The sequence below is a fragment of the Pontibacter brevis genome (assembly GCF_054779655.1).
Map to the genome: position 1 here is coordinate 14,778 of NZ_BAAGXV010000068.1, position 15,109 is coordinate 29,886.

13 protein-coding genes are annotated in these 15,109 nt (G+C 49.9%); 4 read left to right on the top strand and 9 right to left on the bottom strand.

Features of this window, described 5'->3' with window-relative positions; all coding sequences use genetic code 11:
• Nucleotides 1-153: 153 nt before the first annotated feature.
• From ACYVB1_RS14560 to ACYVB1_RS14575, 4 genes are all read right to left on the bottom strand, one after another.
• The gene (locus ACYVB1_RS14560) at nt 154-1,527 is read right to left on the bottom strand and encodes an alpha-amylase family glycosyl hydrolase (protein WP_460924510.1); all 1,374 of its coding nucleotides are present in this window, start codon (nt 1,525-1,527) and stop codon (nt 154-156) included.
• A gap of 73 nt (nt 1,528-1,600) precedes the next feature.
• Complete coding sequence (locus ACYVB1_RS14565; RefSeq protein WP_460924511.1) at nt 1,601-2,170, bottom strand: TetR/AcrR family transcriptional regulator; 570 nt, start codon at nt 2,168-2,170, stop codon at nt 1,601-1,603.
• A 140-nt stretch (nt 2,171-2,310) separates the two neighbouring features.
• Nucleotides 2,311-3,174, bottom strand: coding sequence for an LOG family protein (locus ACYVB1_RS14570; protein WP_460924512.1), 864 nt, complete (start codon nt 3,172-3,174; stop codon nt 2,311-2,313).
• Between the two features lie 129 nt (nt 3,175-3,303).
• A complete protein-coding gene (locus ACYVB1_RS14575; protein ID WP_460924513.1) occupies nt 3,304-4,551 on the bottom strand; it encodes an ABC transporter permease in 1,248 nt (415 codons plus the stop codon).
• A gap of 190 nt (nt 4,552-4,741) precedes the next feature.
• Here ACYVB1_RS14575 and queA point away from each other — a divergent pair, with 190 nt between their 5' ends.
• Nucleotides 4,742-5,788, top strand: a complete 1,047-nt coding sequence (gene queA / locus ACYVB1_RS14580) for a tRNA preQ1(34) S-adenosylmethionine ribosyltransferase-isomerase QueA (RefSeq protein WP_460924514.1) — start codon at nt 4,742-4,744, stop codon at nt 5,786-5,788.
• Between the two features lie 134 nt (nt 5,789-5,922).
• Nucleotides 5,923-6,609 (top strand): 2-C-methyl-D-erythritol 4-phosphate cytidylyltransferase, encoded by a 687-nt coding sequence (locus tag ACYVB1_RS14585; RefSeq protein WP_460924515.1) that lies wholly within the window; start codon nt 5,923-5,925, stop codon nt 6,607-6,609.
• Between the two features lie 166 nt (nt 6,610-6,775).
• On the opposite strand, the gene ACYVB1_RS14590 is transcribed toward ACYVB1_RS14585, so the two are convergent.
• The 3 genes from ACYVB1_RS14590 to ACYVB1_RS14600 form a co-directional block, all read right to left on the bottom strand.
• Nucleotides 6,776-7,501: an ABC transporter ATP-binding protein gene (locus ACYVB1_RS14590; RefSeq protein ID WP_460924516.1), complete on the bottom strand. Its 726-nt coding sequence runs from the start codon at nt 7,499-7,501 to the stop codon at nt 6,776-6,778.
• A 98-nt stretch (nt 7,502-7,599) separates the two neighbouring features.
• A complete protein-coding gene (locus ACYVB1_RS14595) occupies nt 7,600-7,821 on the bottom strand; it encodes a DUF2795 domain-containing protein (protein ID WP_025608825.1) in 222 nt (73 codons plus the stop codon).
• 289 nt (nt 7,822-8,110) lie between these two features.
• Nucleotides 8,111-9,424, bottom strand: coding sequence for a DUF349 domain-containing protein (locus ACYVB1_RS14600; protein WP_460924517.1), 1,314 nt, complete (start codon nt 9,422-9,424; stop codon nt 8,111-8,113).
• A gap of 350 nt (nt 9,425-9,774) precedes the next feature.
• On the opposite strand from ACYVB1_RS14600, the gene ettA reads away from it, so the two are divergent.
• Nucleotides 9,775-11,445: an energy-dependent translational throttle protein EttA gene (ettA, locus tag ACYVB1_RS14605; protein ID WP_460924518.1), complete on the top strand. Its 1,671-nt coding sequence runs from the start codon at nt 9,775-9,777 to the stop codon at nt 11,443-11,445.
• A 628-nt stretch (nt 11,446-12,073) separates the two neighbouring features.
• Nucleotides 12,074-13,063, top strand: coding sequence for a GNAT family N-acetyltransferase (locus ACYVB1_RS14610; protein ID WP_460924519.1), 990 nt, complete (start codon nt 12,074-12,076; stop codon nt 13,061-13,063).
• On the opposite strand, the gene ACYVB1_RS14615 is transcribed toward ACYVB1_RS14610, so the two are convergent.
• Nucleotides 13,060-14,037 (bottom strand): zinc dependent phospholipase C family protein, encoded by a 978-nt coding sequence (locus ACYVB1_RS14615; RefSeq protein WP_460924520.1) that lies wholly within the window; start codon nt 14,035-14,037, stop codon nt 13,060-13,062. The genes ACYVB1_RS14610 and ACYVB1_RS14615 overlap by 4 nt on opposite strands.
• A gap of 73 nt (nt 14,038-14,110) precedes the next feature.
• Nucleotides 14,111-14,995, bottom strand: a complete 885-nt coding sequence (locus tag ACYVB1_RS14620) for a DUF3078 domain-containing protein (protein ID WP_460924521.1) — start codon at nt 14,993-14,995, stop codon at nt 14,111-14,113.
• Between the last annotated feature and the right edge of the window lie 114 nt (nt 14,996-15,109).

Genomic DNA, 15,109 nt, shown 5'->3' on the forward strand with positions numbered 1-15,109 from the left:
AGTAGTGTTCTTATACTCATGTGAAAGTGTACGCAAGGAGGCGGGGAAAGGTGAAGCATCTTTCCTCCTCCGGTCGTTTACCTGCAGGTTGAAAGCAGAGCATGCTTTGCCAGGTAAAAAGCTCCCGGCGGGGACCCTATATATAAGTTCCTTCTACAGCACCCGTAGTATTCTTCCCCAGCAGCTTGGCACTTCGCCTATATGCACCTGCCCGTTCTGGACTGCGAATTGCTGCTGCGGTTCCAGCAGGTCAACCAGCTTGCGCCCGTCAGGTACCTCCACTTTCATTGAAAGACTGGCCGGCGTGCTGGCAGCATTTACCACCACGACAAAGTGCTCTTCTTCTGTGCGGCGGGAAAAGGCAAACTGCTCGTGCGCGACATGCACCTGCCGATAACTGCCATACTTCAGCGCAGCATGTTTTTTCCGGATGTCAGCTAAACGACTGATAGTGGCTGGCAGTGCCGGATGTGGCTTCGGACTCACCGCATCGGGTTGGAGTAACTTTGGCCTTAGTGGTGCATCAGTGCCCGGTAACTTCGTCCCGCTGATGCCCCATTCGCTGCCATAGTAAATGGAAGGTACCCCGGGCATGGTAAAGAGCAGGATGTGGAGCGGGTACAGATGCGCCGGGTTATGCAAAGTGCTGGCGATGCGGTTTACGTCGTGGTTATCGGCAAAGGAGTAGAGCGGGATATTTTTGTAAATGCCCTGCTCCCCAAACAGCCGGTTAAGCGAGAACGCCAGCTCAAAATAGTTTTTATCGTTGTGGCTTGAGTAAAGGCCTTTATAACACTCGTAGTTGGTTGTGGAGTCGAGCATCTCCGGGTTTGCCCAGCGGCGGTAGTCTCCATGAATCACTTCGCCTAAAAGCCAGAAGTCAGCACAAAGCTCGTGGCAGAAGCCTGCCAGGTCGCGGAGAAAGGTAAGGTCTATCACATCGGCGGCATCCAGGCGCAGGCCATCAATCTTAAAATCCTCTACCCACATTTGTATCGCGGAAAAGAGGTGCGCGCGTACATCCGGGTGATGAAGGTTGAGCTTTACCAAACTATAGTGGCCATTCCAGCCATCATAAGCAAAGGCATCACCATAAGGACTACTCCGGCTAAAATCTACACCAGAAAACCAATGGCGATAGGGGGAACTTTCGCTATTGGCCAGCAGGTCGCGAAAGGCCCAGAAGTCACGCCCCACGTGGTTGAAAACCCCATCCAGGATTACCTTGATACCATTTGCGTGCATTTGTGCGATAAGCTCCTTCAGTGTATCATTTGTTCCCAGACGACGGTCCACACTGTAGTAGTCTACGGTGTCATAGCCGTGGGTGCCGGACTCGGAAACAGGGCCAAGGTACAGGGCGTTACAGCCTAAGTCTTTTATGTGCGCTATCCAGTTATGGACAGCCTCCAGGCGAGGTGCTGCTGGAGAGGTGAAATCATTGTGAGAAGGAGCCCCGCATAAGCCAAGGGGGTAGATATGGTAGAAAATGGCCCTTGAGGCCCATGTGGTTGCTTTATGATGCATTTTTGTTATTTCTATGCCTGTATACGTACCGTTCGGTATACAAAAGTAGGAAATAAAACCAGCTTCTTAAAGTTTAAGAGTAAATACCATATGAAAACTGCTGTAATGCCTTCTTCACAGTCTCTGCATTTAACTCTACCTGTTGGCGCATAGCTTGAACTACATAGGTGTTGATCATGCCCAGGAAAGTAGCTCCATACACCTGGTGGCGGTCCCGCATGTTACCATGGTCCTTTGCTGCCTGCTGAAACATGTCCTCCAGTAATTGATGCTGCTGCCTGATGGCGGGTGTGATGACCTGAGAGGCTTCATTTTCAGGGTTGCCGTACCAGGCGGCAAGGTGCATCTGGTATAAGGTAGGAGCACGCATGGCAAAGTGAAAGTAGCACTCTAGCACGCGCTGCAGGGTGAGCGGCAGATCACCAGTATAAGTTGCCGCTTGGGCAAGTTTAGACATAAAAGGGGTGAACTGCTCTTGCATGAGCGCCTCGAGCACTCCGCGCTTGCTGCCAAAGTAATGGTAAAGGGTTGGCTTTTTGATGCCGGCGGCTTCCACTATCTGCTGCACGCCCACAGCATCGTAGCCTTTGGCGGCAAAAAGGCTGAGGGAGCAATTCAGTATAGCGGTGCGGTTGTCAGACATCAGGAGGATTTTCGTGTATGAGACCTTTAAGTTAGGCGCAGCAAAAATAAAATAATTACGTGTCTTTTCCTTTATAACAGAAAAGCAGACCCATGAGAGGTCTGCTTTTCTGTTGTAGAGTATAGTCAGGAAGTATCCTGTTAGAAGTTTGGAGACAGCAGGTATTGGCTGTAGAAGTCGTCAATTATTTTTACAGCTTCCGAGGCATCGTCTACAATATGCACCAGGTCCATGTCTTCCGGGCTGATGTTGTTTTCCACCTTCAGCATTACATTCTCCACCCATTCCATCAGGCCTCCCCAGAAAGAGCGGCCCACCAGTACAATCGGGAAAGCACCAATCTTCTTTGTCTGAATAAGCGTAATCGCCTCAAACAACTCATCCAATGTTCCGAACCCGCCCGGCATCACAATAAAGCCCTGGGCATATTTTACGAACATCACTTTGCGCACAAAGAAATAATCGAAGTTGATAAGCTTGTCAGAGTCGATGTAAATGTTGTTGAACTGCTCGAACGGCAGCTGGATGTTCAGCCCCACAGATTTGCCACCCTCAGAATGGGCGCCTTTGTTACCGGCCTCCATAATACCCGGGCCACCACCCGTAATCACACCATAGCCGTGGCGTACCAGTTTAGCGGCAATTTCTTCTGCCATCTGGTAATATTTGTGCGTGCTTTTGGTGCGGGCCGAGCCGAATATAGAAACGCAGGGGCCAATTTTAGCTAACTTCTCAAAGCCCTCCACAAACTCAGACATCACTTTGAATATCTGCCAGGAGTCTGCAATTTTTATCTCGTTCCAGTCTTTGTCTACGAAAGCCTGGCGTATTCTTTTATCTTCTTCAGAGGCAGGTGGTGCCGTAGACTCGCCACTGTCGCGCAAGTCACTTACCGAGCGTGCTTTATTCTCGTTTACATTCGGCTTCAAAATTGTCTGTCCACTGCCTGTGTTCACTGTTTCATCGTGAAGCTTTGTTTTACTTGTCTTTCTAAGTTTCGTCATAATTTCTTCGTCTTCTTCAGGAACTTAAAGCTCCCGGGCACCTTAAGAGCAGGTGCCTTTCATCTCAAAAAATCTTTAATGGCTGCTGCAATACAGCAAAGGGAGCAGCAGCAGGCTGATCAGTCTGTTTTATTTGGATCGGATGGCAATAACAGGATCCAGGTTTGAGGCCAGTACAGCCGGGATGATACCAGACAGCATTCCTATCACGGCCGATACGCCAAGGCCCAGTATAATGTTGCCTGCTGAAAGCGCTATTGCCATCATGTCCTGCGGAATAAGCGTGAGCAGGAATACCAGCAGAATACCCGCAGCACCGCCTAGTAAACTCAGGAACACCGACTCAAATAAGAACTGAAACAAAATAAAATAGTTTTTGGCGCCCAGCGATTTCTGTATCCCGATGATGTTGGTCCGCTCTTTTACCGATACGAACATGATGTTGGCAATGCCAAAGCCGCCTACCAATATGGCAAAGCCGCCTATTACCCAACCGGCTAAACCTATCACTTCGAAAAAGCCGCTGATGGCCTGTGTGGCCATTTCAGGGCGGTTCATGGCAAAGCTGTCCTCATCCCGGGGGCGCAGGCCACGTATGGTGCGCATAATGCCGCGTGTTTCATACTCCAGTTCCAGCAGGCCCGGGTCGTCGTCGCGGCCTTTTACCACAATGGTGGAGGACACGCCATTAGGACCGGTGGCGAACATTTTACTATAAGCCAGGTACGGCACAATGCCCATCTGGTCGAAGGGAGGGCCGCCAAAAAGGCTCTCACCCTGGTTCTCGAGCACACCGATAATGCGGAACTTCTGGCCGCCTACTTTAACTTGCTGCCCTATTGCCTCCTGCCTGGGGAAGAGCGATTCGGCAGCCTCGTGCCCAATGATCATTACATTGCGCCCGGCATTTACCTCCTGTGGTACAAAATAGCGGCCTCTCTCAATAGGCACTTCCATTGCCTTGTTAAAGTCGTAAGACACACCCATTAAAGTAGCGTCGCTGAAGCTGTTGTTGCCACTCTTAAACGTGTTGTTCCCGCGGTCGGAGAAGATAGCCACACCGTTCGCCATGGTCAGGTGGCGCTCCAACTGGCGAAACTCGCGCATGGTAGGCTCCGGCCGCTGAAAATACTTCCACCAGGGTGTGCCACGCCCGAAAGTCCAGGGCCATTTCTGCACATAAATTACCTTCTCGCCTATAAAGCTCATGCTGTCGCGCACGTTACGCTCCAGTGAGTCTACCAGCGTGAATACGGAGATGATGGCAAAAATACCTATTGTGACACCCAACAGCGAAAGGAACGTGCGCAGCATGTTTGCCCGCAGGGCCTGCCATGCAAATCGAAAGCTCTCAGCTACCAGACGGAGGTATATCATAGTTTTTTTCTAAGCCCGGTTATAACGGGACGAAGTAATTTCCTTAAAAGTAAGAAATATTCGGCCAAACTGAGTAAATTTGAGGCTTGATTTTTTGGTTTCTACTGAACAGATATATATGAACCCCGGCAGGGGCTTAGCTGTTAACGTATCAGAAGCAGAACACATTAAATACCGTAATATTTAATATATGAAATTATCCGAATTTAAATTCGACCTTCCTGAAGAATTTTTAGCTACCCACCCCACAGAAAACCGCGATGAGTCCCGCATGATGGTGGTGCACCGCGACACTGGAAAAATAGAACACCGCATATTCAAAGATATCCTGGAGTATTTTGATGACGGTGACGTGATGGTGGTGAACGATACAAAAGTTTTTCCGGCACGCCTTTACGGTAACAAGGAAAAAACAGGCGCTAAGATTGAAGTATTCCTGCTGCGTGAGCTAAACAAAGATATCCACCTGTGGGATGTGCTGGTAGACCCTGCCCGTAAAATCCGCGTAGGAAACAAACTCTACTTTGGTGAAAGTGACCTGGTGGCCGAAGTAATTGACAATACTACCTCCCGTGGCCGTACCATTAAGTTCCTTTTCGATGGTTCGGATGAGGAATTCTATAAGGCTATCAACGACCTGGGCGAAACACCGCTTCCGAGGTACATTAAGCGTGAAGCAGAGCCGGAAGATCGGGAGCGTTACCAGACAGTGTATGCCAAGAATGTGGGTGCCGTAGCTGCTCCTACCGCTGGCTTGCACTTTACAAAGGAAGTGCTGAAGCGCCTTGAAATAAAAGGTGTGGACGTAACGCCGCTGACACTGCACGTTGGTTTAGGTACTTTCCGCCCGGTGGATGTGGAAGACCTGACAAAGCACAAGATGGATTCTGAGAACTTTATGGTGCCGGCAGAGACAGTGGAGATGGTGAACAAAGCGCTTGACAACAAGAAGCGTGTAGTGGCCATTGGTACCACCACCATGCGAGCCCTGGAATCTTCTGTATCAGCCAATAACCGCCTGAAAGCGAATGAAGGCTGGACAGACCGTTTCATCTTCCCTCCCTATGATTTCAAAATAGCGAATGCACTGGTCACAAATTTCCATATGCCGGAGTCCACGCTGTTGATGATGACGGCTGCTTTTGGCGGATATGAACTCATCATGGAAGCATACCAGCAGGCTATAAAAGAGAAATACCGCTTCTTCAGCTACGGCGACGTAATGCTGGTGCTGTAGTAGCTGCCATATAGTTCCTTTCAAAAATGCCCCGGCCACTCAAGTCGGGGCATCTTGTTTTATACATGCTTAGCTCCTCCCGCGCTATATTCTCCAACTTTCTAACTCTTTAACTTTCTAACCCTCTAACTCCCATGTCTCAATTTACGGAATATGCCATTATAGTGGCAGGTGGCTCCGGTAGCCGGATGCAGCAGGAGGTGCCCAAGCAATTTATCGAGGTGGCTGGCAAGCCTATCCTGATGCGTACCATCACACAGTTTCATGAATACAACCCCAACCTGCGTCTGATTGTGGTGCTACCACAACAACAGTTAAGCACCTGGCGTGACCTTTGCCGGAAGCATGACTTCAAGGTTTTCCATATGGCTGTAGCGGGCGGTGCAACACGTTTTGCTTCCGTAAAGAATGGCCTGGATGCTGTACAGGGAGAGGGGCTGGTAGCGGTGCACGACGGAGTAAGACCATTTGTGGATACAGCTACCATCAAAGCTGCTTATGAGGCGGCTGCTGTGCATGGCAGTGCCGTGGTAGCCGTGTCACCTAAGGACTCGATACGGGAGCTGACACCCGGGGGAAGCCAGGCTGTGCCGCGGGTAAACTATAAGCTGGTGCAAACGCCACAGTGTTTCCGGGCGGATATTCTGAGAAAGGCTTATGAGCAAGCGGAGCAGGAACAGTTTACGGACGATGCCTCGGTGGTAGAGCAGCTAGGAGAGAAGATTGTGCTGGTAGATGGCAGTTACCGGAATATTAAAATTACCACACCAGAGGACCTTGTGTTAGCAGAAGCCTTTGCCGGATCAGGATTTTCAGGATGAAAGGATGCACAGGATTCCTGCTTGTAGAGATACAATATTTTGCGTCTCAAAACTGGCTGCAGATATCAAAAGCGAGTCTGGAGGCTCGCATGCATCCCAAGTCACTGGTAGGATACCGGCGCCAGTAAAGAGGTATCTTGTTTTTGATGTTATGTCTTTTTCTAGACTACAGTACCGGCTGCCGCCCTGCCTCCAGGAAAGCCTGGTTGGCCTTTACAGCTTCTGGTGTGATGGCTTCTAAGGTTGGTGCAGGTTTGGAGAGGTTTAGCAGGTAGCCCTGTAGCGGGGACAGGTTTTGCAGGTCATGGGTGATGCAGAGCACTGTTTTTTGCTGTTGCTGCACCCACTGCTGCAGTAGTTTAAATACCTGATTTTTGTAATATACATCCAGTTGCTGCGTAGGCTCGTCCAGCAGGTTAATGGCTGCGTCCTGCAGTATCAGCTGCGCCAGCCACACCAGCTGTTGCTCGCCACCGGAAAGCGTGGTAAAGTCGTGATCCAGGAGGTGGGAGAGCTGCAGTTGCGCTATGGTTTGAGCGGCCAGCTCATAGTCAGCAGCATTGTAGTTCTGGAAAAAACGCTTCTTCCGGAAGAGGCCCATCACCACGAGGTCGTGTACTTTGATGGGGAACCCAACAATGTTCTTTTGGGGAAGGTAGGAGAGCAGGCCTTGTTCTGTAGCGTCAGCGAGTTGCTTCAGGTCCTGGTCCTGCACCAGCAGTTGCCCCTGGTACGGGATCTTCTGCTGAAACGCCTTGAAAAGCGTTGTTTTACCAGCGCCATTATGTCCTATGATGGCGATAAATGTTGGGGCTGGTACAGAAAAAGAAAGGTTGCGGATAAGGACACGCTGTCCGTAACCCGCAACCAGGTTTTTTACTTCAACGATCAAATTCTAATTAAATCAGAAATCAGCATCCAGGGACAGAAATTGGGAAAAGGCTTCCCGCAGGTTGTTTCCTATCCACGGACTTTTAAATTTAATTATGCTTAGTACTCGTCTTCGTTAAACATGAAATCCTCTTTTGTAGGATAATCAGGCCAGATTTCTTCGATGTTCTCGTAAGGCTGTCCGTCATCCTCAAGAGCTTGCAGGTTCTCTACAACTTCCATTGGAGCACCTGAGCGAATAGAAAAATCGATAAGTTCATCTTTAGTGGCTGGCCAAGGTGCGTCCTCCAGGTATGATGCTAATTCTAGTGTCCAGTACATAGTATTTTCTCCTTTAAAATATTGGCTTTTTGAAATGGTTTGCAAAAGTATAAATAAAAACAAAAACTAAAATTTTCAGCAAAAATAAATTTGCTTTTTTTGTCTGTTTTTACCAACACAACGCAAAAAATACGCAAATGTTCAAAATCGATCGAATATTTTTTTGCCTCCGGCGAGCATCTATAACAACAGCTGCAGGAGAGACAAGGCAGGAGCAAGATGCTAACAAAACAGCACCTGCTGCCGGGGCAACAGGTGCTGTGTAAATTGCTTATGCCAAATATATTTGTTACCTGCTGATAGCGCTAAGCTGATTTTTGAACCCCTCGATCATCTCTGTCTTTGTGTTGATCTTGCGCTTAAAGTTTCTGATTTTGCCCTGCAGCATGTTGCGGAAAGCATCGTTGCCTGGGGTATCGCTTAACTTGCCCAGGTTGTCTTCCAGTACCTCCAGCTCGTTCCTGTCAGACTTAATAAAATCTTTGAGCGCATTGATGCGAGCCTGCAGATCATCTGTCTCAGATAATGGCTGGTTAGCAGTTTGCTGGCGCTTGCGGATGTAGTGCTCCAGGCTGCTCATCTCAAACACCTTGTCGCAGGCTTTGATAAAGCGTTCCCATATCATATCCGATACCTCGGGGCTGACAGGGCCTATCTTCTTCCACTCGGCCTGTAGTTCTTTCGCGCGCTTCACGGCTTCGCCGAGGCTGCGCTGCTGCAGAAGCTGCTCGCCTTCTTCTACCAGTTCTTTTTTGCGTTCAAAGTTCGCCTCGTAGTATTTCCCCCTGGATTCGTTCTTCTCGTTGTTGATCTTCTTTTTCAGGCGCTCAAAAAAGTGGTTGTGCGCCTTCCGGAAGTCTGTCCACAGCCTGGTCATGGTTTTACGTGGCAGGGTTCCGCCCACTTCTTTCCACTGGTTCTGCAAAGTCTTTAGTTTGGCAGTGGTACCTTCCCAGTCTTCGGAGTTTTGCAGAGCTACTGACTGTGCGATAAGATCACGGTATTTGTCGTAGATGCGGTTCTGCATCTTCTTCTTGTCTTCAAAGAAGTTTTTCTTCCGCTCAAAAAAAGTCTCAATTGCCGTTCTGAAACGCTCCTCAATTTCCTCTGTCAGCTCTTTCTCCACAGGCCCTGTTTTAATCCAGGTGGCCCGCAGGTCTTTCAGCTTATCCGTTGTCTCCTGCCATTCAATGCTGTCTGCCAGGGCCTCCGCCTCTTGTGTGAGCGCTATTTTGGTGGTCAGGTTCTTTTCCCGGTTCTGCTTAATTGTCTCGTTTATGTCAGCCTCCGCCTTGCTTAGGGTGTGGTAGATTTTCTCGAAATCACCTAAGGCATCATAGTTTCCCACCTGCTCTTTCATGTGCAGCACTTTCATCAGGAAAGAGCCTTTGTTTTCAGAGATTTCGATACGATCCAGCAGGTTCTTTACCTTGTCCTGGAACATTTCGAAGCGCTTCGCGAAATAAACCAGCGAATCATCCTCAGACTCTTTCACTTCGCCTACCTGCCGTGCAGGGTAGTTCATAAAGGGCTTCAGCCACACTTGCTGGTCCTGAATAAAGCCATACTTTTTGGCTTCTTCCAATAGATCGTTGTTTTCCATTAACTGGATAGGGTTATGGGTCGAAAAAATAGGGTAAGGCGACAGAATTAGACTAACCTTAGCATACGCAGGTTAACCTGCAGCGTTTGCGCTTCCTTTTTAGTGTTTAAAGCCGGTGGTAACGCCACAAAGAAAATCTGGTGCTAAAATAAGTCGGGACATACTATACCCATACTGTTTTTTTACAAGTTTAAGTATTAAAACCAATTTTGTGAAGCGTGTAGCATGAATTTTTACGATATTTGTAATTCTTTAACAAATAAAATATCAGAGAGATAGGCTGCAAGGCCGGGGCAAGGAATCCCTTTTCTTTACTATTGAAATATTAGTATAACACTATAAACTACAGCATGAGTAACGAAACCATAATTTTCTCGATGGCTGGGGTAAGCAAAATTTACCCGCCAAAGAAACAAGTGCTTAAGAATATTTACCTGTCCTTTTTCTATGGCGCCAAAATTGGTGTGCTGGGTCTCAACGGTTCAGGTAAGTCTAGTTTGCTCAAGATAATTGCAGGTGTCGACAAAGAGTTTCAGGGAGAGGTGGTGTGGTCTCCGGGCTATACGGTAGGTTACCTGGAGCAGGAGCCACAGCTGGACCCAACTAAAACGGTACGCGAAGTGGTGGAAGAAGGCGTGAGCGAAGTGGTAAACCTGCTGCGCGAGTTCGACGAAATAAACATGAAGTTTGCCGAGGAGATGACGGACGATGAGATGAACAAGCTCATCGAGCGCCAGGGCGAGGTGCAGGAGAAACTGGACCAGCTGAATGCCTGGGAACTGGACAACCGCCTGGAGCGCGCCATGGACGCGCTGCGTACGCCTCCGGAGGATGCTAAAATCGAAAACCTGTCGGGTGGTGAAAAGCGCCGGGTGGCCCTTTGCCGCCTGCTGCTGCAGGAGCCGGACGTGCTGCTGCTGGACGAGCCAACCAACCACCTCGATGCGGAATCAGTGGACTGGCTGGAGCAGCACCTGCAGCAATACAAAGGCACCGTGATTGCCGTAACCCACGACCGTTACTTCCTCGATAACGTAGCCGGCTGGATTCTGGAGCTGGACCGTGGCGAGGGTATTCCATGGAAAGGCAATTACAGCAGCTGGCTGGAGCAGAAGGCAAACCGCCTGGCACAGGAAGAGAAGTCGGAGAGCAAGCGCCAGAAAACACTGCAGCGCGAGCTGGAGTGGGTGCGTATGGCGCCGAAGGCACGCCATGCCAAGTCGAAGGCACGCCTCAGCCAGTACGATAAGCTAGCCGGAGAAGACGCTAATCAGAAAGAAGAGAAACTGGAGCTGTTCATACCGGATGGACCGCGCCTTGGTGCCCAGGTAATTGAAGTAAACCACGTAAGCAAGGCTTATGGCGATAAACTGCTGTTCGAGGACCTGAACTTCGCGCTGCCGCAGGGCGGTATTGTGGGTATCATCGGGCCAAACGGTGCAGGTAAAACCACCCTGTTTAAACTGATAACAGGCCAGGAGAAGCCAGATGCTGGTGATTTTACCGTGGGCTCTACCGTGCAGATTTCCTATGTAGACCAGGAGCACACGCAGCTGGACCCTAACAAGTCTGTATTTGAAGTGATTTCTGGTGGTACAGAGCACATGATGATGGCTGGCCGCCAGGTGGTGTCCCGTGCTTATGTGAGCAAGTTTAACTTCACGGGCGGTGATCAGGAAAAAAAGGTAGACAAGCTGTCGGGTGGTGAGCGCAACCGTGTACACCTGGCCATGACGCTGAAAGAAGGCGGCAACCTGTTGCTACTCGATGAGCCAACCAACGACCTGGACGTGAATGCCATCCGGGCGCTGGAAGATGCGCTGGAGAACTTTGCCGGCTGCGCCGTTATCATTTCCCACGACCGTTGGTTCCTGGACCGTATCTGTACACACATTCTTGCTTTTGAAGGAGACTCGCAGGTGTACTGGTTTGAGGGCAATTATACTGAATATGAGGAGAACAAGAAGAAGCGCTTGGGCGATGCTGAGCCGCAGCGTATCCGCTATAAGAAGCTGGTGTAAGTCTTCCATAATTTGCACCTCCTGGTAAAATTCCGGAAGGCCGTTGCTTCATTGCAACGGCCTTTTTTTGTGCCCTTTGTGTTATAGGAATGGCTGAACTCTTGTTCATTTGTGCTTACACCTCATCGTTTTTTAGGCGCCAGACCGTGGTTTCTGTACCTGTTGCCCGCTTGACAGCGGCCATTGGTTTTGCACTTAAACTTCCTGAAAATCAATGTTATAACCTTGTGTAAATATTGCTTTTTTTTATATAAATATTCAACAAACATTCGGATGGTATCGTAAACTAAATAGAAGGCAGCCAGGGGTTTATAAGTGTTTTTTAACTTTAATGGATGTCAGCCATGAAAAATTTTTACTCAAGTAGTAAAGACGCGATTGCCTATTGGCTTATCGCGGGCTACTTTACAGTCGTTGGTACTATTGCAATAGTAGTATCCTAAAACAAACTTTAACGCTTAAACCAAAAGAGGCTGTCCGTGCAGGGCGGCCTCTTTTGGTTTATAGCAGCACCTGTACAAAGACTTTGGTGTAGGTACTGCCCGGGGGCAAGCCCAGGAGTGACATGACAGATGTTGCAGCACTTTTGTATCTTGCTGCTTTCATCAAAACATCCTACTCATACAGAATGCCTGTTCTCTACCTAAAGCACACCGACATAGACCTGGAGCAATGGGACACTGTGGTAGCGCAGTCGCCGCAGCGGCAAGTGTATGCTATGTCCTGGTACCTGGATGTCGTATCGCCTAATTGGGAGGGTGTGGTGGAAACAGATGCCACAGGCAGGTACAAAGCGGTGATGCCGGTGCCATGGCAGCGTAAGCTGGGTATGCGGTATGTGCAGCAGCCTCTGTTTTGCCAGCAATTAGGCATCTATTCACTGGACGGAAGCATAGCCGAAGCTACTTATCAGACCTTCACAAAGGAAATGTACCAGCGCTTCCGGTATGTAGTTAACTACAACTTTAACACTGACAACTGCTTGCCCTCGCTGTTGCTGCCGGAGGTGCAGGTGGAGCAGACCTTAACGCTGTACCTGAACCTACGCAGCAGTTATGAGAAACTGCGCGAGGGGTACTCCCGGGACAGGAAAATGAACCTGAAGCGTGCCTGGAAAGCAGGCCTGCAGCTTAGGGAGAGTAATGACATAGAGCCGATCATCCGGTTTTTTAAAGAAGAAACAGCCGGGCGTATTTACGGCGGTGTGGCAGAGAGCGCTTATGAAACTCTCAGGCAGCTGTACCAGGTGCTGGAGGATAAAGGCGTGGCCAAACTTTACTATACTACGGACAAGCAGGGGCGCAAAAACAGTGGTTGCCTGTTTATTCTATGGGGCGGGCGTATCGTTTATATATTCAACGCTGCCCCGCAGCACGGACGGAAGCAGAATGGCCGCACACTCCTGATCGACCACATGATCCAGGAATATGCCAGCCAGGAGGTGCTGTTCGATTTTGAGAGCCCGGATGAGCGGGAGACCGATATCCTTCACTTTTACAAAAGCTTTGGCCCCGAGGTGAAGCCTATTCCGGTGCTGAAGTATAACCGCCTGCCGAAGGGTGTGAAACTCGTGCGGGAAGCCCGGATGCAGTTGGTCCGCAGGCTAAGAGGTGCTTAATTATCGCCTTCCTCCCGCGGTTTGTGTGGGCCTGCATCATATTCTTTTTTCTCCATCTCAAGGCGTTGCTGCTCTTCTGCCGTGAGTGCCTGCGGGTAAGTTCCGAGGTCAGGCTGTCCTGCATCTACCCAGGCGGTGTACCAGTAACCGGCAATGGTGCGGATGGCCAGCCGCATCTGTCGCTCTACCTGTCCATTCAGTTTATCGCTGTAGGCCTGTGAGAAGGCGCGGGAGTATACGCGGGTGGTCAGGTTATTCCGCACCTCAAAGCTGTATTTCTTTTCCTCATCAAATGCCTGTGTCAGTTGCTTCTCGAACAGCAGAACAGAGTCGAGGGCAGTATGGGCGCTCGCTATCAAATCCCATGCCCGCAGCTGTGGCTGCTCAATGTACTGCGCCTGGCCCACAAAGAAGTCGTAGTTGCCGGAGAACAGCTCTGGCAGGCGTGATTCCCAGAAGGCATGAATGCCGCGCTGGCCTGTCAGTTGGCCGTTATAGTTTTGAGTAGTATGCAGCGGCACACAGGCGTCAGCTACATAATGCCCCAGTTCGGTACTCAGGCGCAGGATAAGGTCAAGGTCGCGGGCCTTAAATGCCTGCGTCAGCTGGTATTTCATCAGGCTGATGTGCCAGGGCACAATGCCGTAAGCCTGCAGGGTGTCTTCGGTATACTGCTCTACAGCCTGCTGCCAGAAGCGCGGCAATTTATATAAAGCGCTGTCGCCGTAAACGTCCAGGTCGATGTAGTGGCGGGGAGCTTCCCATTCCACAGCGTAGCGGCGGCGGTCCGGGTTCACAGCATTTTCAGTGATGTAGCGGATGTGCTTTTTGTAAAAGCCGATCATTTCCGGGGGCAGCGTAAACACTGCCAGCCTGTTGATGCGCTGGTGCGCAAAGAAGCCCCAGCTATAGCTCAGGTGCGGGAGCAGGAGCGTAAGCAGTAGGAAAATAACAACACGTTGTTTGCCAGCCATATCTGCTGCATACGGGAACAGCCAGCGGATTGATGTTGCTGCGTGAATCCGCTGCAATGAAGGCGCAAAAAATTTACCTGTTCAGTGAGAAGCCCCGCAATGTGTACAGTATGCCCAGGCCTAGTGCCTGACTGTACTGCACGCCCGGATCCTGGTCATAATCGTAAATCAGGTTGCCGGTCAGGTTTACGTTAATGTAGCGGTTCACCTTGGCGTTAAGCACCGCGTTCAGGCGGTGATCCACTCTTTTAAAAGTAAACTCTCCGTAGTTCAGGTAGCCCATGTAGTTGAGCCGCAGGTTCAGGTTAGTGGCAATGTCGCGCTTAAAATTAGCCTGCACCATAGCAGCCAGCCATTCGGTGCGTACTTTACTGCCTACGGGCACGCCGTAGCGGTCTGTCTGGGCTACGTCCTCATCCACTAAAAAAGTAAATCGTGGTGCAAACGGGCTCATGCGCAGGGAAAAGGAGGGGGTGGGCTTATACTCAGCACCCAGGGCAAAGGTGAGAAAGCCTGGCGACAGGAAGTTGGATATCAGTACATCAGTGCCGTCAGCATCGGTGTCGTAATTGTAACCCGGAGCAAACTGGGAGAGGAAGTTAGCGGAAGCAAAGGTGTTCCAGTCGGACGTAAGCTTATGACCGTACTTGGAGTCCAGGTAAATACGGTCGATGCTTTTGCGCATTTCCTGGCCATTATTTTTGATAAGGCCATACTGCAGTTGCACCTCATTGTCCCAGGAAACCCGGCCCTTGCTGTAATCAGCCCGGGCATCCAGGTGCGAGTTCAGGGCAATAGAGCTGATACCTCCTGCTTTCCAGTTGTCGCTGAACGCTGCCTGGTTTAAGTTGATGCCTGCTGAAAAGGTTCTCCGCCAGGTGGTGTCGGCTGCTGTCTGTGCCAGTACTGTAGCCGAGCCCGTTAGCAGCACAACCAGCATAAGTAGAAGTTTATTCATGATGCAGTAATTAGAAGCTATCTCAAAAATACCTAAGCATTATCTTCATGCACGCGAGCAGCAGGAATGCCAGGTAATTATCAGCCTTCTTTTCCTGTCTGACCAAGGTTCTTC